21 protein-coding genes are annotated in these 18,291 nt (G+C 72.8%); 15 read left to right on the forward strand and 6 right to left on the reverse strand.

Features of this window, described 5'->3' with window-relative positions; translation table 11 throughout:
- The coding region (locus J5X75_RS23645) for a ClpB D2-like domain containing protein (protein ID WP_504739691.1) at positions 1-261 on the forward strand (261 nt) is incomplete at its 5' end.
- A 52-nt stretch (positions 262-313) separates the two neighbouring features.
- Here J5X75_RS23645 and J5X75_RS23650 read toward each other — a convergent pair.
- Positions 314-1,210 carry an iron-sulfur binding domain-containing protein gene (locus J5X75_RS23650; protein WP_208469687.1) on the reverse strand — a complete coding sequence of 299 codons (897 nt, stop codon included), beginning with the start codon at positions 1,208-1,210 and terminating at the stop codon, positions 314-316.
- 20 nt (positions 1,211-1,230) lie between these two features.
- Here J5X75_RS23650 and J5X75_RS23655 point away from each other — a divergent pair, with 20 nt between their 5' ends.
- The 4 genes from J5X75_RS23655 to J5X75_RS23670 all read left to right on the forward strand — a co-directional run bounded on the left by J5X75_RS23655 (position 1,231) and on the right by J5X75_RS23670 (position 3,566).
- Positions 1,231-1,740: a glycine cleavage system transcriptional repressor gene (locus tag J5X75_RS23655; RefSeq protein ID WP_208469688.1), complete on the forward strand. Its 510-nt coding sequence runs from the start codon at positions 1,231-1,233 to the stop codon at positions 1,738-1,740.
- On the forward strand, positions 1,737-2,234 hold the full coding sequence (gene def, locus J5X75_RS23660) for a peptide deformylase (RefSeq protein WP_208469689.1): 498 nt from the start codon (positions 1,737-1,739) through the stop codon (positions 2,232-2,234). The genes J5X75_RS23655 and def overlap by 4 nt, the downstream gene beginning before the upstream one ends.
- An 82-nt stretch (positions 2,235-2,316) precedes the next feature.
- Positions 2,317-3,051 carry an adhesin gene (locus J5X75_RS23665; protein ID WP_208469690.1) on the forward strand — a complete coding sequence of 245 codons (735 nt, stop codon included), beginning with the start codon at positions 2,317-2,319 and terminating at the stop codon, positions 3,049-3,051.
- 5 nt (positions 3,052-3,056) lie between these two features.
- Positions 3,057-3,566 carry a 2'-5' RNA ligase family protein gene (locus J5X75_RS23670; RefSeq protein WP_208469691.1) on the forward strand — a complete coding sequence of 170 codons (510 nt, stop codon included), beginning with the start codon at positions 3,057-3,059 and terminating at the stop codon, positions 3,564-3,566.
- 897 nt (positions 3,567-4,463) lie between these two features.
- Here J5X75_RS23670 and disA read toward each other — a convergent pair.
- From disA to J5X75_RS23690, 4 genes are all read right to left on the reverse strand, one after another.
- Positions 4,464-5,645: a DNA integrity scanning diadenylate cyclase DisA gene (gene disA, locus J5X75_RS23675; RefSeq protein WP_208469692.1), complete on the reverse strand. Its 1,182-nt coding sequence runs from the start codon at positions 5,643-5,645 to the stop codon at positions 4,464-4,466.
- A gap of 83 nt (positions 5,646-5,728) precedes the next feature.
- On the reverse strand, positions 5,729-7,144 hold the full coding sequence (radA, locus tag J5X75_RS23680; RefSeq protein ID WP_208469693.1) for a DNA repair protein RadA: 1,416 nt from the start codon (positions 7,142-7,144) through the stop codon (positions 5,729-5,731).
- 35 nt (positions 7,145-7,179) lie between these two features.
- The gene (locus J5X75_RS23685) at positions 7,180-7,845 is read right to left on the reverse strand and encodes a hypothetical protein (RefSeq protein ID WP_208469694.1); all 666 of its coding nucleotides are present in this window, start codon (positions 7,843-7,845) and stop codon (positions 7,180-7,182) included.
- A gap of 92 nt (positions 7,846-7,937) precedes the next feature.
- Positions 7,938-8,765 (reverse strand): UbiA family prenyltransferase, encoded by an 828-nt coding sequence (locus J5X75_RS23690; RefSeq protein WP_208469695.1) that lies wholly within the window; start codon positions 8,763-8,765, stop codon positions 7,938-7,940.
- Positions 8,766-8,813: 48 nt separating this feature from the next.
- Between J5X75_RS23690 and J5X75_RS23695 the strand changes: the two genes are divergently transcribed.
- The 4 genes from J5X75_RS23695 to J5X75_RS23710 are packed head-to-tail and all read left to right on the forward strand — an operon-like array spanning position 8,814 to position 12,190.
- A complete protein-coding gene (locus J5X75_RS23695; protein ID WP_208469696.1) occupies positions 8,814-9,521 on the forward strand; it encodes a methyltransferase domain-containing protein in 708 nt (235 codons plus the stop codon).
- Positions 9,511-10,665 carry an acyl-CoA dehydrogenase family protein gene (locus tag J5X75_RS23700; protein ID WP_208469697.1) on the forward strand — a complete coding sequence of 385 codons (1,155 nt, stop codon included), beginning with the start codon at positions 9,511-9,513 and terminating at the stop codon, positions 10,663-10,665. Before J5X75_RS23695 ends, J5X75_RS23700 begins: the two co-directional genes overlap by 11 nt.
- An 11-nt stretch (positions 10,666-10,676) precedes the next feature.
- Positions 10,677-11,741 carry a type III polyketide synthase gene (locus J5X75_RS23705; protein ID WP_208469698.1) on the forward strand — a complete coding sequence of 355 codons (1,065 nt, stop codon included), beginning with the start codon at positions 10,677-10,679 and terminating at the stop codon, positions 11,739-11,741.
- Complete coding sequence (locus J5X75_RS23710) at positions 11,738-12,190, forward strand: DUF6023 family protein (RefSeq protein ID WP_208469699.1); 453 nt, start codon at positions 11,738-11,740, stop codon at positions 12,188-12,190. Before J5X75_RS23705 ends, J5X75_RS23710 begins: the two co-directional genes overlap by 4 nt.
- A gap of 59 nt (positions 12,191-12,249) precedes the next feature.
- On the opposite strand, the gene J5X75_RS23715 is transcribed toward J5X75_RS23710, so the two are convergent.
- A complete protein-coding gene (locus tag J5X75_RS23715; RefSeq protein ID WP_208469700.1) occupies positions 12,250-13,032 on the reverse strand; it encodes a hypothetical protein in 783 nt (260 codons plus the stop codon).
- A 350-nt stretch (positions 13,033-13,382) separates the two neighbouring features.
- On the opposite strand from J5X75_RS23715, the gene J5X75_RS23720 reads away from it, so the two are divergent.
- Genes J5X75_RS23720 through J5X75_RS23745 form a run of 6 tightly spaced genes read left to right on the forward strand, consistent with a single transcriptional unit; the run spans position 13,383 to position 18,279 of the window.
- The gene (locus J5X75_RS23720) at positions 13,383-13,868 is read left to right on the forward strand and encodes a CarD family transcriptional regulator (protein ID WP_183222390.1); all 486 of its coding nucleotides are present in this window, start codon (positions 13,383-13,385) and stop codon (positions 13,866-13,868) included.
- A 42-nt stretch (positions 13,869-13,910) separates the two neighbouring features.
- Entirely contained in the window at positions 13,911-14,606 is a 696-nt protein-coding gene (ispD, locus tag J5X75_RS23725) for a 2-C-methyl-D-erythritol 4-phosphate cytidylyltransferase (RefSeq protein ID WP_208469880.1), read from the forward strand.
- Entirely contained in the window at positions 14,603-15,091 is a 489-nt protein-coding gene (gene ispF / locus J5X75_RS23730; RefSeq protein ID WP_208469701.1) for a 2-C-methyl-D-erythritol 2,4-cyclodiphosphate synthase, read from the forward strand. The genes ispD and ispF overlap by 4 nt, the downstream gene beginning before the upstream one ends.
- Before the next feature lie 30 nt (positions 15,092-15,121).
- A complete protein-coding gene (locus tag J5X75_RS23735; RefSeq protein WP_372450938.1) occupies positions 15,122-16,216 on the forward strand; it encodes a tetratricopeptide repeat protein in 1,095 nt (364 codons plus the stop codon).
- A 39-nt stretch (positions 16,217-16,255) separates the two neighbouring features.
- Positions 16,256-17,098: a hypothetical protein gene (locus J5X75_RS23740; protein WP_208469702.1), complete on the forward strand. Its 843-nt coding sequence runs from the start codon at positions 16,256-16,258 to the stop codon at positions 17,096-17,098.
- A gap of 29 nt (positions 17,099-17,127) precedes the next feature.
- Positions 17,128-18,279 carry an outer membrane protein assembly factor BamB family protein gene (locus J5X75_RS23745; RefSeq protein ID WP_208469703.1) on the forward strand — a complete coding sequence of 384 codons (1,152 nt, stop codon included), beginning with the start codon at positions 17,128-17,130 and terminating at the stop codon, positions 18,277-18,279.
- The last annotated feature ends 12 nt before the right edge of the window (positions 18,280-18,291 follow it).

Genomic DNA, 18,291 nt, shown 5'->3' on the forward strand with positions numbered 1-18,291 from the left:
TATCTGGCGGCCAAGGGCTTCGACCCGGTGCTCGGCGCCCGTCCGCTGCGCCGGACCATCCAGCGCGAGCTGGAGGACACGCTGTCCGAGCAGATCCTCTTCAACGAGCTGCGCCCCGGCCAGATCGTCGTGGTGGACTGCGAGGGCGACCCGGCCAAGGTGGAGAAGTCCAAGCTGGTCTTTCGCGGCGCGGAGAAGGGCGTGACGGTGCCCGACGCGGTGCCCGCCGACCTCGGCACGGCGACCACCACCGAGGAGTAGGCCCCGACCGACGAAACGGCCCGGCTGCGGTTGCAGCCGGGCCGTTCCACGTTCAGAGTTCTTGAATCTCGCCGCGGGGTCCGTCGCCGGCCAGCACGAAGTCGTCACCGCCGAGGGTCTCGACCAGGCCGTCCTCGACCAGGCCGGAGAGCGCCCGGGCCCGCTGCACCTCGTCCTGCCAGACCATGTCGAGGCGCTGGCGCGGGACCGGCCCGGTGGCGTGCCGCAGCACCTCCAGCAGGAGGCCGCGGACCTGCCGGTCGGTTCCGGCGTAGCGCTGCGGCTTGCGGCTCGGCCCCTCCGGCAACGGAAGCCCGGTCTGCCGCCAGGCACAGACGGCGTGGAAGGGACAGTCCACACACTTCGGCGAGCGGGCCGTGCAGACGATCGCGCCGAGCTCCATGAACGCGATGCTGGCCTGCGCTGCCCTGGCCTCGTCCTCGGGCAGCAGCTCGGCCATCGCCACCAGGTCGGCGGCCGTCGTCGTGGGCCCGGCGTCCGGCTTTCCCTCCACCGCGCGGGAGACGACCCGCCGTACGTTGGTGTCGACCACCGGGTGCCGCTGGCCGTACGCGAACGTCGCCACCGCCCGCCCGGTGTAGGTCCCGACTCCCGGCAGCGCAAGCAGTTGATCGAGGTCGTCCGGAACGCGGCCGCCGTGCCGCTCGACGATCGCCACGGCGCAGGCGTGCAGCCGCATGGCCCGGCGCGGATAGCCCAGCCGCCCCCACATCCGGATCGCCTCCGACGGCGGGTCCTCGGCGAGCGCGGCCGGGGTGGGCCAGCGGGTCATCCAGGAGCGCCAGGCGGGTTCGACGCGGACGACCGGGGTCTGTTGCAGCATCACCTCACTGACCAGGACTCCCCAGGGGGTGGTGTCCGGCTGCCGCCAGGGCAGATCACGGGCGTTTACGGCGTACCAGGCGATGGCTTCGTCGGCGAGAGTCATATCCCGTTTACTGTAGGCGGGTGTACGAGCTCGCCATCACCGTCATCGGCCCGGACCGCACCGGCATCGTGGCGGACGTGTCCGAGGCGCTCGCGGAGGTCGGCGCCAACCTGACCGACTCGACGATGACCCGGCTGCGCGGCCATTTCGCGATGACCCTGATCTGCACCGGACCGACCGAGGCCGAGGCGGCGCGGGCGCTGGATCGGGTCACCGGGGGCGGCCTGCTGACCACCGTCCGCCGGGTGGAGCCGGAGGCCGACAGCGCGGTGGCCGGCGTGCCGTACCAGGTGAGCGTGCACGGCGCCGACCGGCTCGGCATCGTGGCCGCGGTGACCCGGGTGGTCGCGGCCGCCGGCGGCAACATCACCGACCTCACCACCCGGCTCAGCGGGCCGCTCTATCTGCTGCTCGCCGAGGTGGACGTACCGGCCGGGGCGGCCGACGAGCTGGCCGAGCGGCTCGCCGTGGCCGCCGCCGAGTTGGATGTGGACGTGACGCTGCGCCGGTCCGACACGGAGATCCTGTGAGATCGGTCGTCACCGCCCCGGCGAGTGTGCTCAGTACCCCGGGGGAGGCTGTCGACCCGACCGACCCGGAGGTCGTCCGGCTGGCGGAGGAGCTGGTCGAGGTGATGCGCGTGTCACCCGGTTGTGTCGGCCTGGCCGCACCGCAGATCGGCGTGAGCGCCCAGGTGTTCTGCGTGGACGTGACCGGGCATCCGAAAGCGTCCACCACCCACGGCACGTTCGTGCTCTGCAACGCGAGGATCGTCGAGGCGAGCCGGTGGCGGCCGGGCCGGGAGGGCTGCATGTCGGTGCCCGACCTGACCGGCGACGTGAAACGGGCCGGGCGGATCGTGGTCGAGGCGGTGCTGCCCGGCACCGGCGAGCCGTTCACGCTGACCACCGACGCGTTCGAGGCCCGGGCCGTGCAGCACGAGATCGATCACTGCGCCGGCCGGCTGTTCCTCGATCGGGTGGCCGGAGCGCACGCCGTCTACCAGCGCAAGGTCTATCTCTAACGAGCGTTGCGCGAGTTGGTGTCGCAAAACCGGCGCGTCGTGCACATAGCGAAGGCTGTCCGGGTCTACCGTGAGCGGCATCATGCGTGCGACGGTTGGTCCCCTCCCACCCGCGGTCTACTGGCGGCGGCGTGCGGTCGTGCTGAGCGCGGTCGTGCTCGGCCTCATCGTGCTGTTCGTGTCCTGCTCGGGCGAGGACGATCCGGGCAAGAAGAAGGCCTCCTCCCAGACGACGAGCTATCCGACTCCCGGTGTGGGGAAGGATCCGAGCGCGTCGCCGTCACCGTCGTTCGAGGAGAGCGGTCCCGCCGTCGGCCCGGCCCTGCCCGACCCCAACGAGCTGCTGTCCCGGCAGCCCGACGACGGTGAGGTGCTGCCCCCGCCCGCGAACGGCGCCACCGCGACCGCGGCGCCCGCCTCCGGCGCCTGCGCCGACAGCGAGATGTCGGTGACCCCGGTCCCGGAGGACACCTCCCCACAGCGCGGCGTCCCGCTCAAGATCAAACTCAAGATCAAGAACATCGGTACGCGTACGTGCACCCGCGACCTGGGCGCCAGCGCACAGGAGCTCTACATCGAACAGGGCGCCCAGAAATACTGGTCCTCCGACCTGTGCACCACGTCGAAGGGCAACCAGGTGGAGACCCTGAAGGCGGGGGGCGAGCGCGAGTACGAGGTCACCTGGAACGGCCGCGCCTCCACCCAGTGCGCCGACAACGTCGCGGCCGGCCCGATCCCCGGGACCGGTGCCTACGAACTGCGCGGCCGCCTCGACACGCTCCGCAGCAACCCGGTCATCCTGACCATCGTCGCCTGACCCCGTTGGTAGCCGCTCTCGAGCTGTACCTGGACGTCGACACGACGCGCCGGGTCCGCAACCTGTGGCGTGCCCTGGACGCCGAGGGCATCCCGTCCCTCGGCTCCCTCCACCAGAAGCACCGCCCGCACCTCTCTCTGGCCGCCGCCCACCGCATCGACCCGCACGCCGTAGCGGAGGCGTTGTCCGGCTTCCAGGTGGCCCGCCCGATCCCGCTGAGCATCGACTTCGTGGGCCAGTTCGTGGGCCGCGTCCTCTGGCTGGGCGTCACCATGACCGAGGAACTGCTGTCCCACCACCGCGCCGTACACGACCGCCTCTCCGCGGCCGGAGTCGAGATCTGGGATCACTACCGCCCGGGCCGCTGGGTCCCGCACTGCACCATCTCGTTACGCGTCCCCAACCCGGTGATGGCCCCGGCCGTCCGCCGCTGCCTGGAATACCTCCCCCTCCAGGCCACCATCACCGGCGCCGCCGTAGCCGACCACGCCAACGACATCAGCCACCCCCTCTGACCTGCCGGAACTCACTCTCCGACCCTCTGGTACGCGCGACCCCGTCCAGCCCCATTCGGACCGTCCCGTCCGTCCCACGCGAGCTCTCTGCGACTCCCGCCCGTGCCGCGCCCACCGGGCTGAGCTCGCCCCTCCCGCAGGCCAACCCAGCCGCCCCTCAAGCCCCTGCCGCCGCCCTCGGCCCCTCCGACCGCCTGCAGCCTCTGCCGGCACTGGGGCCTCTGCCACCACTCCGGCCTCTGCCGCCGCCCCGGCCCGCCGCTCTGTCCTCTGCCGCCGCCGCCCTCGGCCCGTCCGACCGCCTGCGGCCTCTGCCGCCGCCCCGGCCCGCCGCTCTCTCCTCTGCCGCCGCCGCTCGCGGCTCTCCGGCCCTTGCCGTGCTCCCGCCAGCCTCTCCGACCCCTGCCTCTCGTACCGCTCCGCCCCTGCCGCCGCCGTTCTCGCCTTTCCGGCCCTTGCCGCGTTCCCGCCCCCTGCTCCGGCTCCTGCTGCGCTGCCGCCCGCCGCTCCGGCGCCGCCCCACGCTCCCGCGCCAGCCGCCGCTCCCGCCCCTGCTACAGCTCACCTCCAGGCGGCGGGTCACGGTCTTGACAGCCAGCGGCGACCGCTCGCTCGAGGCGCTGCCGCCAGTCACGCGGGCGCGGCGGATCGTGTCCACCGTCGCCCCGAAGTTGATCTCCCTGGCCGGCCGTGAGCACTGTTTCGGGGGTGCGTGAGACCGCTCTGGTGTCCAGTCGGATCTTCTCGACCGGCTGAGAAGGCCGGTTCGGGAACAGCTCTAGTGGCCGGCCAAGTCACCCCGGCCGACGGTGGGAGCTGTCTCGAGCCCCCTGGAACAGCCCTCAGAGCCGAGCCGAGGAGATCACGACGGGAGCGCGGGGCAGAAGGGTGAGATCGTCAGACGTAGCGTTCGAGGATGGAGGCCTCCGCCAACCGGGACAGCCCCTCCCGCACCCCACGTGCCCGGGCATCGCCGACGCCCTCGACCGCCTGGAGGTCCTCGACGGTGGCGCCGAGAAGGCGCTGGAGGCTGCCGAAGTGGTCGACCAGCCGGTCGACGATCTGGGCGGGCAACCGCGGAACCTTGGCGAGCAGCCGGAACCCGCGCGGTGAGACGGCCACGTCGAGGGAGTCCGAGGCGCCGGGGTAGCCGATCGCCTTGGCCACCGCCACCAGGTCGATCATCTCGGTGGCGGTCAGCAGGTCGAGTTCGACGAGCGCCTCGTCGAGGGTGCGGGCTTTGCGGCTGGTCGGCAGGTAGTCGCGGATGACCAGGGTGCGGTCGGAGTCGACGCCGGCCATCAGCTCGTCGAGTTGAAGGGCGAGGAGGCGGCCGTCGGTGCCGAGCTCGACCACGTAACCGGAGATCTCGTCGGCGATCCGGCGGACCATTTCGAGGCGCTGCACCACCGCCACGGCGTCACGCACCGTGACCAGATCTTCGATTTCGAGGGCCGAGAGGGTGCCGGAGACCTCGTCGAGGCGGAGTTTGTACCTCTCCAGGGTGGCTAGGGCCTGGTTGGCGCGGGACAGGATGGCGGCCGAGTCGTCGAGGACGTGGCGTTGACCGTTCACGTACAGCCCGATGATGCGCATCGACTGGCTCACCGAGATCACCGGGAAGCCGGACTGCTTGGCGACCCGCTCGGCGGTGCGGTGGCGGGTGCCGGACTCCTCGGACGGGATCGACGGGTCGGGCATCAGGTGCACGGCGGCCCGGACGATGCGGGTGCCGTCGCTGGAGAGGACCACCGCACCGTCCATCTTGCACAGCTCACGCAGCCGGGTGGCGGAGAACTCCACATCGAGCGGGAATCCGCCGGTGCAGATGGTCTCGACGACGGCGTCGTGCCCCAGGACGATGAGTGCCCCGGTGCGGCCGCGCAGGATGCGCTCGAGACCGTCGCGCAGCGCCGTCCCGGGGGCCATCAGCGCGAGATTCGCCCGCAACGGATCACTTGCTCCGCCGGTGAGGCCGGCGCCCACGGCCGGCGTCATCGCGCGATGCCCCACGCCGTTGACGCCGGGACGCGGCGTTGAACTGGCGGCGGGCTTGGAACCATCGCGGTCGAGCGGCACCCGGACATTCTACGGACTGTCATCCACGTCAACGAGGCGTGGTTCAATGAATGCTCCGTAGCGTGATGATTCGTAACTCAGCGTTATTGTGCGGCGGCCGACGCGCGGGCCGCGCTCTGCAGGGCCGCCTGGAGGTTGCCGACCTCGACGATCTCCATGCCCTTGGGGGCGCCGCCGGTGCCGTCGGGCCCGCAGCCGGGCGGGACGAGCGCCACCTTGAAGCCGAGCCGGGCCGCCTCGGAGAGCCGCCGGCCGACCGCGCCGACCCGCCGGATCTCGCCGGTCAGGCCGACCTCGCCGATCGCCACCAGGTGCGGGGCCATGGCCAGGTCGAGGCCACCGGAGGCGACCGCGAGGGCCATCGCCAGGTCGGCGGACGGCTCGGTCAGCCGGATGCCGCCCACAGTGGCCGCGAAGACCTCTCGGTTGTAGAGCTTGAGCTGCTTGGTGCGCCGCTCCAGCACGGCCAGCACCATGGCGAGCCGGGCGCTGTCGAGACCGGACACCGTGCGCCGGGGCGAGCCCTGCACCTCCGCGCCGATCAGCGCCTGCACCTCGGTGACCAGCGCCCGCCGCCCCTCCATGGCGACCGTCACGCAGGTGCCGGGAACCGGCTCCAGATAGCGGGTGAGGAACAGCCCGGACGGGTCGGGCAGGCTGGTGATGCCGCCCTCGTGCATCTCGAAGCAGCCCACCTCGTCGGCCGCGCCGAACCGGTTCTTCACCCCGCGCACCAGGCGCAGCGAGGAGTGCTTGTCGCCCTCGAAGTGGAGCACCACGTCGACCAGGTGCTCCAGCACCCGGGGGCCGGCGACCTGCCCGTCCTTGGTGACGTGACCGACCAGGACGGTGGCGATGCCGCGCTCCTTGGCGATCGCGACGAGCGCCGCGGTGACCGCCCGGACCTGGGTGACGCCGCCGGGCACGCCCTCGGTGCCGGGTGCCGAGACGGTCTGCACCGAGTCGAGCACGAGCAGGCCGGGCCGGACCGCGTCGAGGTGGCCGATGACCGTGCCCAGATCGTTTTCCGAGGCGAGGTAGAGCTTCTCGTGCAGCGCGCCCAGCCGCTCGGCCCGCAGCCGCACCTGGCTGACCGACTCCTCGCCGCTGACCACCAGCGACGGGGTGCCCGCGCCGACCGCCCACTGCTGGGCGACGTCGAGCAGGAGGGTGGATTTGCCGACGCCGGGCTCGCCGGCGAGCAGCACCACGGCGCCGGGCACCAGGCCGCCGCCGAGCACCCGGTCCAGCTCGCCGACGCCGGTGGCGACGGCGCGGGCCGGGGCGGCGCTGATCTGCGCGATGGGGCGGGCCGGCTCGGCCGGCATGCGGGAGCTGACCACCCGGCCGGAGACCGGAACGGTGACCGTGGACTCGATGACCGAGCCCCACTCACCGCACTCGGGGCAGCGGCCCAACCATTTCGGTGGCTGATGACCGCAGGCGTCGCAGACGTATGCCGTGCGGGGGGCCTTGGCGGCGGATCGGGAGGTCGTCACACCGACAAGCTAGCTCGCCGGTATGACAATCCCGGTCAGTGACCCTCGAGCTCCGGGGCGTCCTCGCCGATCTCCGCCGGGCCGCGGGGCGCCGGGCTGAGCGGGGTGGCGACCGGCGCCTGCACGACCAGCTTGTCGGCGCCGTTGCTGAACTCGAAGACCAGGTTGACCGCGGCGCCCGGGGTGAGCGCGCCCTGCAGGCCGATGACCTGGAGCGGAGCCAGGTCGCTCGGGCGGAACATCGCCGTCGACAGCGGGCCGATCTCGATCCGGGCCGGGCGGACCGTGGCGGCCGGCGCGGAGGCGCTCGGGGCCACGGACGGGCTGGCGGCGACCTCGCCCGGGGTGGTGACCGTGGCGGCGGCGCTCACGAAGCCGACCTGGTCCGCCGAGACGACCTGCGGGAGGTCCGGCGGGGCGCTGCTGATCGTGACGGTGACCGGCTCGGCCGTCTGGTTGAAGAGGCTCAGCTCGAGCGGAGCGTTCTCACCCTTCGCGTAGCCCTCGATGCCGTTGTACTCCACCTGCAGGTTGCGGATGAACACGCTGCCGTCGGTGGTCTGTGTGTCGACGCCGGCGATGGGCGTTTCCAGGATGGCGGTCTCGGCGACCTGGCCGGCCGAGCAGCCGCCCAGAGCCAGGGCGGCGACCGTGGCGGCACCCGCGACCAGAGCGGCGCGACGGGTTCCCAGGGGACGCATCACGATCCTCCAAATAGAGACACCAGGGTGTTGGATCAGCCTAATGGGCGGCGATCGGCGCTGTACGCCGACCCATCCATCAGGTGGCCGGATCAGGTCAGCCGACCGCTGAAGACCAGCAGCAGAACGTCGATCAGGGCGACCACGATGACGGCCCGGAACAGCGCGACCGGGCGTCCCCGGGCGCGGCGCGCGGCGTACCACCCGAGGGGAAGGACCACGACGGCGGCCGCGCATGCCGCCAGGCCGGTCCACGACGGCGGCCCGGCCGGCCCGAGGACCAGGGTGAGCGTCGCGCCCAGCAGGAGCCCCGCGGCGGCCAGCTGGGACCCGGCCGCGCCGATCCGGTGCGGCAGCCCGCGCACCCCGGTGGCCGCGTCGTCGTCCAGGTCCGGCAGCACGTTGGCGAAGTGCGCGCCGCCGCCGAGCAGCGCGCCGGCCGCGACCAGCCAGGCCGGCGGCGCCGGATGCCCGGGCCGGGCGAGCACCACGAAGGCCGGCAGCAGTCCGAAGGCGATCAGGTACGGCGCCACCGAGAACGCGGTGTTCTTCAGCGGCCAGTCGTAGAGCAGCGCGACCACCGTCGCCACCGAGATCGCCAGGAGAGCCGGAAGACCCAGATCAAAAGCCAGCAGGGGTACGGCCAGAGCCGCCCCGATCCCGGCGGCGCCGACCGCCCGCGGCGACACCGTCCCCGCGACCACCGGTTTGTCGAGCCGCCCGGCCCGCCGGTCGCGTTCGGCGTCCAGCCGGTCGTTGACCCAGCCGACGGCGAGCTGGCTGGCCGCCACGGTGAGGGCGACGAGCAGGAGCCGGGACCCGCGATGCCCGGCGCCGGCGGCGAGCAGCGTGATGGCGAGGGTGACCGCGGCACCGGGTTCCGGATGGGCCGATCTGAGCAGTGCGAGCGCACGGGACATGGCTGCCAAGTGTGGCCTCCGCGCACGGACCGTGCCAGGCTCGATCACATGCTGTCGATGCAGCGCAATGATCCACGTCAGTACGACGACCTGGCCGGCGAGTGGTGGCGGCCCGGCGGACCCTTCGAGTTGCTGCACTGGCTGGCCGAGGCCCGGGCGGCACTGATCCCTCCGGCGGGAGCGCCCGGCCGGATCCTGGTGGACGCGGGCTGCGGCGGTGGTCTGCTCGCTCCGCACGTCCGCGGCAAGGGCTACCGGCACATCGGTGTCGACCTGCGCCGGACCGGGCTGGAGCGGGCGGTCCCGCGCGGGATGACCGCGGTGAACGGGGACGTGACCGCCCTGCCGCTGGCCGGTCACAGCGCCGACGTGGTGGTGGCCGGCGAGATCCTGGAGCACGTCACCGACCTGTCCGGCACGGTGGCCGAGCTGTGCCGGGTGCTGCGTCCCGGCGGTCTCGTGGTGCTGGACACGGTGAACGACACCCGCCTCAGCCGCCTGGTCACGGTGACCCTGGGCGAGCGGCTCGGGATCGCCCCGGCCGGCCTGCACGATCCGGCGCTGTTCGTGCCACCCCGGCGCCTGGTGACCGAGTTCACACGGCACGGGGTGGATCTGGAGATCCGGGGGGTCCGCCCGAGCCTTCCGGGACTGTTCCGCTGGCTGGTGCTGGGCCGGCCCGCGGGCGGGCGCATCGTCCCCAGCTTCTCGGCGGCGATCCTCTATCAGGGCATCGGGAGACGACATGCTGGATGAGGCACGACGGCTGGCCCCACGGTTCGCGGCCCGCGCGGCCGACAGCGACCGGGACGGGTCCTTCCCCGAACGGGACTTCGCCGAGCTGCGGGAGGCCGGCTTCTTCGGCCTGATGGTCCCGGCCCGGCTGGGCGGCGCGGGCGCGGGCTTCACCGAGTACGCGGAGATCGCCTACGAGCTGGCTCGGGGCAACGGCTCGACGGCCCTGGTCTTCAACATGCACGCCTCGGTGACCGGGGCGATCGCCGGCGTCACCGACGAGCTGGCCGAGATGCTGGGGTTGCCGGCGGAGGCGCGGGAGGCCCGGGACGGCTTCCTCAAGGCGGCCGCCGGCGGCGCCTGGTACGCCGTGGCGATGAGTGAACGCGGCGCCGGCTCCCGCCTGTCCGAGCTGTCCACCACCTACCGGCGGGTGGACGGCGGCTTCCGGATCACCGGCGCCAAGACGTTCTGTTCGGGCGCCGGTCACGCGGACGCCTACCTGGTCGCCGCCCGCAGCGCCGACGACCCCGCCCAGGTGTCGCAGTTCCTGGTCCCGGCGGGCGACGGCCTACGGGTCGAACCCACCTGGGACGCCCTGGGCATGCGCGCGACCGGTTCGCACGACCTGCACGTGGACGTGACGGTCCCGGCGCCGGCGTTGCTCGGCGGGGTGGAGGGGCTCGCCCTGGTGGCCGCCCAGCTGGCCCCGCACTGGATGGTGGCCAGTTACGCCGCGGTCTACGTGGGCGTGGCCCGGGCCGCCGTGGACGCCGCGGTCGAGCACGTCAACGCCCGCGGCCTGGGCCGGCTGCCCGCGGTCCGGGCCCGGATCGGCCGTGCCGACGCCGCGGTGTCGGCCGCGCACCTGGTGGTCCGGGAGGCGGCCCACCGGGTCGACGAGGCGCCCGGCGAACCCGAGACGAACCGCTGGGTGTGGCGGGCCAAGTTGCTGGCCGGGACGACCGCGGCGGAGGTGGCGGCGGCGATGCTGGAGGCGGCCGGCACCTCGGCGATGCGGCGTGGCCATCCGCTGGAGCGGCTCTACCGGGACGCCCGTGCGGGTTCGCTGCAACCGGCCACCAGCGACGTCTGTGCCGACTGGCTGGGCGTGGACGCGCTCGGCGGCGACCCGGACGCCGACGGCGTCGCCCCGCGCTGGTGACGGGCCGGCGGATGGACGCGGTGATCAGCGGCATCGGGGTGGCGCTGCCGCCGGCGACCGCCCAGGACGACATCTGGGACGGCTACTTCGCCCACCACTACACCGGCGCCCGGCACGGCCTGGCCCGGCGGATCTTCGCCAACGCCGGGGTCCGCACCCGGCAGGCCGTGGTGAGCCCGCTGCTGGAGGACGTCGCGCACTGGTCCACCGAACGCCGGATGCGCCGCTACCAGGCCGAGGCGATTCCGCTGGGCAAGGCCGCGGTGGACCGGGCGCTGGCCGACGCCGGGGTGGCGGCCGGCGATCTGGGCCTCTTCGCGGTCTGCTCGTGCACCGGCTACGCCACCCCCGGGCTGGACATCCTGCTCGCCCGGGACCTCGGTATGTCACCCCACGTGCAAAGGCTCTTCGTGGGACACATGGGGTGTTACGCGGCGTTGCCCGGTCTCGGCACGGTGAGTGACTTCGTGGTGGCCCGTGGCCGGCCCGCGCTGCTGCTCTGCGCCGAGCTGACCAGCCTGCACCTGCAACCGCCCGGCGCCCGCGCGGACATTCAGCAGATCGTCTCGCACGCCCTCTTCTCGGACGCCGCGGCCGCCGTCGTGGTCACCCCAGAAGATCAGAACCATCCCGGGTACGCCGTACGCGAACTCGCCGCGATCACCGACACGTCGACCGCCGACCACATGACATGGGAGGTCACCGACCTGGGTTTCCGGATGGGCCTGTCGCCGAAGGTACCGGCGGTCCTCGCCGCGCACGTCCGCGGACTGGTCGATCAGGTCCTGTCCGCCCATGGCCGGAGCATCGCGGAGGTGGACGGCTGGGCCGTGCACCCGGGCGGCCCCAAGATCCTCGACGTGGTCCAGGAGCGGCTGGAGCTGCCCGCCGCGGCGCTCGCCGAGTCCCGTGCCGTGCTCGCCGCCCACGGCAACTGTTCGTCACCGACCGTGCTGCTGGTCCTGAACGAGTTACGCCGTCGCCCGGTCCCGCCGCGGCGGATCGTGATGCTCGCCTTCGGCCCGGGACTCACGCTCTACGTCACTCTTCTGGAGGGCTCTACTCTCGCAGCGTGAGCAGCGAACGGGGACGCGGCGTCGTGCTGCACGCGCTGACGGCATTGATCTTGGTGATGGGGCTGGTGTGGTGGTGGCGTGCCGCACCCGACGGCGCCGGTGACGGCCGGCTGGCGCACTGGCGGCTGACCGCCGAGCAGTTGCTGCCCGACATCGGCGAGCAGGAGGTGGCGAACACCCTGGTCCTGGAGCCGGGCACCGGCTACGACGAGATAGTCGAGGTGGAGCAGGGCGACTTCCTGGTGTCGGTGGTGTGCGCCGGGGACGACGGCGCCCGCGTGCGGGTCAGCCTCGGCGGCGACGAGTCCGGCCGGGGCCTGCGCTGCTCCGGTGCCCGCACCCCGGACATCTTCAGCGTCGGCCTCACCAGACAGCTGCGCATGCACATCAGCATCGACGCACCCGGCCCGGTCGTCTTCCGCTACGCCCTCCAGCGCTCCACCAGCTGACCGACGGCGCCGATTCCTGCCGATACAGCCCACCTCGTACCCATTATGGGTTTTGGTCGTTAGAGGCGGGACAGGTCGGGGCGGAACGTCTCGACCGAGGCGGTTCGTGGATGAACGCGGACGATCTTGCCGAGCCGGTCGACGAGGACCACCGCGGCCGTCCCGTCCGGCGCACCGAGCCCGAGCTGTCGCCGCAGCGTGTCGGTGGGGTCCTGCAACGCGGTGACGGTCTTGCCGTCGGCCCGCGGGGTGCGTGCGGTGGGCAGCAGGCCCTGCCCGGTCGCGGCCGCGCTGGCGGACGCCCGCACCTTACTCACCGTCAGGATCGCGATGTCACTTCGAACGGCGGCGATGGTGTCCCTGACCAGGGCCGCGCAGTCGCAGCCCTCGGTGAGCATCACCACAGCAGGTAGTCGCCCCAGAATCGAGACGCTCTGCCCGTCGCTGTCGATGAGATCCAGCGCCGGGAGCTGGTCGGAACGGCTCTCGGTGGCGCCAGACGTCCGCTGGGTGGCCGGCTGCCGGGGCGGACCGGGCCATGCCGAGGCGAACAGGCTGGCCACCGTGACCAGGATTGCGAGGATGATGATCAGAGCCGGAGTGTGGGTCAGCAGCCCGCCGAGACGGCGCAGCCGGCGGACCGTGGGCCGGTCGGCGAGACGCTGCCACCGGTTGAGCGGTGCGGCCGTGTGCAGCTCGGCGCGGACCGCCGCGACCTCGTCGGCGAGCTCGGAGAGGTCGTCCGGAATGACGATGACGCCCCACTCCTCGGGGAATTCCGGGAGACCGTCGGAGGGCCCGCCGCCGGGCGGCCTGTCGCCGTTGTCGCTCGCGCCAGCCATGACTCAACCTCCCCCCTGGCCGACCAGATCTTGCTTCGGTCGGGGAACTTCCGTCCAGCGTCCCGCACGTGGAGCCGCATCGCCAGTGGTGCGCCGATGCGGACCTTAGCGATAAGCTTGATCTCACAAAGCCATCAGGTCCGGAATTCCCGACTTGGTTTGCACGGCCGCGTTGGCAGAGGTCGTAACAGTCTGGTCACTTTGCGTTACTTAGGCAGCTTCTCGCTTCGCTGTCAAGCGGTAGAAAGCCCCATCACAGGGCCTCTGAGCTGCACTAACAGTGACCGTCAGGGCGAGACACGGCCGCCCGGGCGTGTTACCCTAGACACAGCGAAAGGGGTTTCGAACCTATGGTTTTCAGTGTCGGCGAGACCGTTGTTTACCCCCACCACGGGGCCGCACTCATCGAGGCAATCGAGACTAGGGTCATCAAGGGCGTTGAAAGGCAGTATCTCGTTCTGCGTGTCGCCCAGGGCGATCTGACTGTTCGAGTGCCCGCTGAGAATGCCGAAGAAGTCGGCGTGCGCGAAGTGGTCGGCGAGGAAGGCCTTGGAAAGGTCTTCGATGTCCTTCGTGCTCCGCACACCGAGGAGCCGACCAACTGGTCGCGGCGTTACAAGGCGAACCTCGAGAAGCTTGCTTCCGGTAACCCGCTGAAGGTTGCCGAGGTTGTGCGTGACCTCTGGCGCCGTGAGCGCGAGCGTGGCCTTTCCGCGGGTGAGAAGCGCATGCTCGCCAAGGCTCGCGACATTCTGGTCGGCGAGGTCGCCCTCGCTGAGAAGAGCAGCAAGGATGAGGCCGAGGTCCTGCTCGACAAGGTCCTCACCGAGGCCTGATCCGTCCAACGCATCCCTCACACCTTGACCGACGACCGCGACGTGACCGCGCAGCTCAATGCTCGCGGTGACGTCGCGGTCGTCGTTCCGGCCGCGGGCGCCGGTGTGCGCCTCGGCCCGGGTGCCCCCAAGGCCCTGCGCCTGCTCGAGGGGGAGCCCCTGCTGGTCCACGCGATCCGCCGGACGGCCGCCGCGCCGTCGGTCCGCATGATCGTCGTGGCCGCTCCGCCGGCCGAGGTCGAGGCCGTGCACGATCTGCTCGCTCCGGTGGCTCCGGTCGTCGTGGTGGCGGGCGGCGCCGAGCGGCAGGACTCCGTCGCCGCCGCGCTCGCGGTCGTTCCCGGCGACGTCGGCATCGTCCTGGTGCACGACGCGGCCCGCTGCCTCGCGCCCGCCGAGCTGTTCGAACGGGTCGCCGCCGCGGTGCGCGACGGCGCCGACGCGGTGATCCCCGCGCTTCCGGTGGTGGACACCATCAAGGAGGTCGCGGCTGACGGCACGGTCCTCGGGACGGTCGACCGGTCGGTGCTGCGGGCCGTGCAGACCCCCCAGGGCTTCCGCGCCGGCACGCTGCGCGCCGCCCACGCCGCGGCCGCCGACTCGCACACCGACGACGCCGGAGCGGTGGAGAAACTCGGGCGGCCGGTGCTGTGCGTCCCCGGATCGGACTTCGCCATGAAGATCACCCGGCCCATCGACCTCGCGCTGGCGACCCACCTGCTTAAGCTCTCCGCGTGATCATTCCGCGGGTCGGCATCGGTACCGACGTCCACGCCTTCGACCCCGAGCGGCCCTGCTGGGTGGCCGGGCTGCACTGGCCCGGCGAGACCGGGCTGGCCGGGCACTCCGACGCCGACGTGGCGGCCCACGCCGCCTGTGACGCGCTGCTGTCCGCCGCCGGGCTCGGTGACCTGGGTGGCAACTTCGGCACGAGCCGGCCGGAGTGGGCCGGTGCGGCCGGGATCACCCTGCTCGGCGAGACGGCCCGTCGGGTCCGTGCGGCCGGGTTCGAGATCGGGAACGTGTCGATCCAGGTGATCGGGAACCATCCCAAGATCGGGAAGCGCCGGGCCGAGGCGGAGAAGGTGCTCTCCGAGGCGGTCGGAGCGCCGGTCACGGTGGCCGGCACCACCACCGACGGGCTCGGGCTCACCGGGCGCGACGAGGGCCTGGCCGGGATCGCCGTCGCGATGGTCTACCCCGGGTCACCCCGAGTCGACTGATTGCCAGGTGGACGGCCTACGCTCGGCAGCGTGCCCGCCCCCATGGAGCCCGACACCACCCCGGAGGAGCACCGCGAGCGTGCCCTCCTGCTGGCCGATCTCGGCCGCTACGACGAGGCCGCCGCCGAGATCGCGGCCGGTCTGACCGCCGCGCCGCTGGCGGCCGGCCTCCTCACCACCCTGGCGCGCATCCACCTCGCCGCCGACCAGCCCGCCGAGGCGCTGGCCGCCGCCGAGCGCGCCGCCGCCGCTGAGCCGGGGGACCTGGGCGTCCTCGTGGTCCGGGCGATGGCGCTCACCGACGGGCGGCGGTTCACGGACGCCGCCCGGGTCGCCGCCGAGATCCTGACCGGGTGGCCGGACGACGCGTACGCGCAGCGCACCGGGGCCGCCCTGCTCAGCGAGTCACGCAACGGCCAGGAGGCGCTGAACGCCGCCTGGAACGGGGTCCGGATCGCACCTACCGACGCCGAGGCGCACCTGGTGCTGGCCGTGGTCGCCGCCCGGTTGCGGTTGTTCGACCTGGCGCAGCGGGCGTACGGGGAGGCGCTGGAACTGGACCCGGTGATCGGTGACGCCGGCCAGGACACCGGGATCGTCCGGTTCGAGCGCCGCCGCTGGGCCCGCGCCATCGAGGACCTGGCCGAGGAGGCGTCGCTGGGCGTGCCGCCCGAGGGGAACGTCCCGGCTCCCGCGGCGGCCCCGGCGCCGCCGGTCGTGGTGCCCGCCGGCCCGGTTCTCGACGTGTCCGGGGAGACCGTGGACGCGGTGGGCGAGACGGTCCGGTACGGCTCCGGCGGCACCATCGTGGCGGCCGTGCTCGCGGCCGCCATGACCCTGATCAACGTCGGGATCTCCCGGGTCTGGGCGGGGCTCATCGGCGTACTGGTCTTCGGTGCCGTGGTGTTCTGGTTCCGTGGCCGGTTGCCGGAGCCGGCCGGGGTGGTGCTGCGCCGCCTGCGCTCCGGGGACCGGCGTCTCGCGGCGGCCGTCTACCTGACCTTCGCGGCGCCGCTGTTCCTGCTGGCGTACGCGGTCGTCGGCGGACCGGCGCCACTGGTCGCCGGCATGGTGGCCGGCGCCGTCGCCGAGCTCCTGGTGCTGGCGGGCCGGCGCAGACGCTGAGACTGTCCGTTTAGGGCGGCGTCTACTAGGTTCGAATTCGTGTCGACGATGGTGCCGCCGCTCTACGCCGGGCTGGTCGATGACGCGTGCCTGCTGCCGCCCAGCCCGGTCGGCCTGGCCGACGCCGTGCTCAAGCACCAGGAGCACACCACGTCGTGGTACAGCGATCTGATCGGTTCGCTGCTGGTGCCGGCCTCGCTCGTCGGGACCGAGCAGGTGCCCCGGCTCACCGCCGCCCTGATCGGTGACGTGCCGGCCGCGGCCCTGCCCAGCACCGTGGAGAAGCTGCGTTCCTCGGGTGTGGTGGTGAAGCATCTGGAGGCGGCGGTGGCCCGCCGGGGCGAGGACCCACAGCCCGGCCTGGCCACCCTCCGCGCCTTCACGGGCGCCGACACCGGGCTCCCGCTGTACGCCGAGATCCCGCTGAGCTGGGGCCTGCTGGCGGCACTGGACTCGGTGGCCGAGGCCCGGGCCGACGGTCTGCCGATCGCCCCCAAGTTCCGGGTCGGCGGCCTGGCCGCGGAACTGTTCCCGACCCCGGTCGAACTGGCCGCGGTGATCTGTGCCTGCCGGGACCGGGAACTGCCGTTCAAGCTGGCCGCCGGGATGCGCCACGCCACCCGGCACACCGATCCGGAGACCGGTTTCACCCACCACGGCTTCCTGAACGTGCTGGTCGCCACGGTGATCGCGGCCGGTGGCGGCGAGGTGGCGGAGGTGGCCGAGGCGCTGGCCGCGACCCATCCGGTGCCGCTGGTCGAGCCGGCCCGCACACACCGGGACGGGCCGCGGCCGCTGTTCGTCGGATTCGGCGCGGCGAACGTGGTCGAACCACTCACCGAACTGGTAAGGCTGGGCCTGATCAACGGTGGGTTCGAGTGAGCTCGCCCTGACCTGTAATACTTTCGCCCGTGACCCGGGTGCTGCTGCGAATCCTGGCGGCCGTGCTTCTGCTGGTCGCGAGTGCCGCCATCGGCTGGCGGGTGCTGGCCCCGGCGGAACAGGCCGCGAGCGCCATCACGCCGTACCCTCCGGAGCCGACGCCCACCTTCGGCGTCACCGGACGGCTCAACCAGGCGCCGCTGATCGTGGACCGGCGGCTGCGCGTCTACGCCGCGAAACACCAGGTCCGGGCGGACGAGCCGGTCACCGCGCGGACCATGTACACCGCCCGCTGGTCGTTCCGGCGCTGGCCGCAGCAGGTGAGCGCGGTGGTCGCGAGCGGCGCCACGGTGGTCACCCGGTGGTCCGACGGGCGGTTGATCGCGCTCGATGCCCGTACCGGAAAGGTGGCCTGGCGGGCGGACGGCCCGGACGCGCCCGGCTATGCCGGACACCGCACCGGGGCCGCGACGGTCTGGACCCCGCCGGGTCTGCGTCTGGCCGGCGGCGCCGTCGTGGTCACCCAGGGCCGAGATCTTTCGGGGTACGCGCTGAGCACCGGCGAGCGGCTGTGGAGCATCACGGTCCCGGCCGGATGCGCCGACGGGTTCACCACCGACGGCGGCGCGTACGTGTGCGCGACCGGCGCCTACGACGCGGTGACCGGCCGTCCCCTCAGCGGCTGGCCGGCCGGGCCCTACGAGCCGGTCGGCTGCGTCTCGTTCGTCTGCCCGGGGTTCCGGGACGGCTCCGGGCACGGCTGGCTCGCCGACCGCGCCGCCCCGCGCCGGGTGCCCGCCCTGGACCTGCCCGGATCGACGTTCGTGGCCGGTGTGGTGGTCGCCGCCTCGGACGCGGGGGTCAGCGTGGCGTCGGTGGACGGCGAGCGGCTCTGGGAGCGCCCCGGGCTGGTGCGGGTGCTCGGTGGCACCCCGGCGACGGTGCTGCTGCTCACGGCGGCGAACACGCTGGAGGGGCTGGACGCGCGGACCGGGGTGCTGCGGTACAGCTACCCGATGGCCTATGGGTCCGACGACACCCACTTCAAGCCGGGGCTCTACCAGGTCTTCGACGGCTACCTGGCGATGGAGCGGCTGAGCCCCCGGGCCCCGGAGGACCCGGAGTCGCCGATCTACTACCTCACCCTCGACACCGTGCTGGTCACCGTCCTGCCGTACTGATCAGCGTTCCCG

Source organism: Actinoplanes flavus, from assembly GCF_017592555.1.
In the GTDB taxonomy this organism is placed as follows: Bacteria; Actinomycetota; Actinomycetes; order Mycobacteriales; family Micromonosporaceae; genus Actinoplanes; species Actinoplanes flavus.

What these genes read in the sequence shown, in the direction of transcription:
- J5X75_RS23650 (WP_208469687.1), bottom strand. Translation starts at nt 1,210, where the DNA reads ATGACTCTCGCCGACGAAGCCATCGCCTGGTACGCCGTAAACGCCCGT.
- J5X75_RS23705 (WP_208469698.1), top strand. Translation starts at nt 10,677, where the DNA reads ATGGACGCGGTGATCAGCGGCATCGGGGTGGCGCTGCCGCCGGCGACC.
- J5X75_RS23685 (WP_208469694.1), bottom strand. Translation starts at nt 7,845, where the DNA reads ATGCGTCCCCTGGGAACCCGTCGCGCCGCTCTGGTCGCGGGTGCCGCC.
- J5X75_RS23700 (WP_208469697.1), top strand. Translation starts at nt 9,511, where the DNA reads ATGCTGGATGAGGCACGACGGCTGGCCCCACGGTTCGCGGCCCGCGCG.
- J5X75_RS23715 (WP_208469700.1), bottom strand. Translation starts at nt 13,032, where the DNA reads ATGGCTGGCGCGAGCGACAACGGCGACAGGCCGCCCGGCGGCGGGCCC.
- J5X75_RS23665 (WP_208469690.1), top strand. Translation starts at nt 2,317, where the DNA reads ATGCGTGCGACGGTTGGTCCCCTCCCACCCGCGGTCTACTGGCGGCGG.
- J5X75_RS23695 (WP_208469696.1), top strand. Translation starts at nt 8,814, where the DNA reads ATGCTGTCGATGCAGCGCAATGATCCACGTCAGTACGACGACCTGGCC.
- J5X75_RS23690 (WP_208469695.1), bottom strand. Translation starts at nt 8,765, where the DNA reads ATGTCCCGTGCGCTCGCACTGCTCAGATCGGCCCATCCGGAACCCGGT.
- J5X75_RS23720 (WP_183222390.1), top strand. Translation starts at nt 13,383, where the DNA reads ATGGTTTTCAGTGTCGGCGAGACCGTTGTTTACCCCCACCACGGGGCC.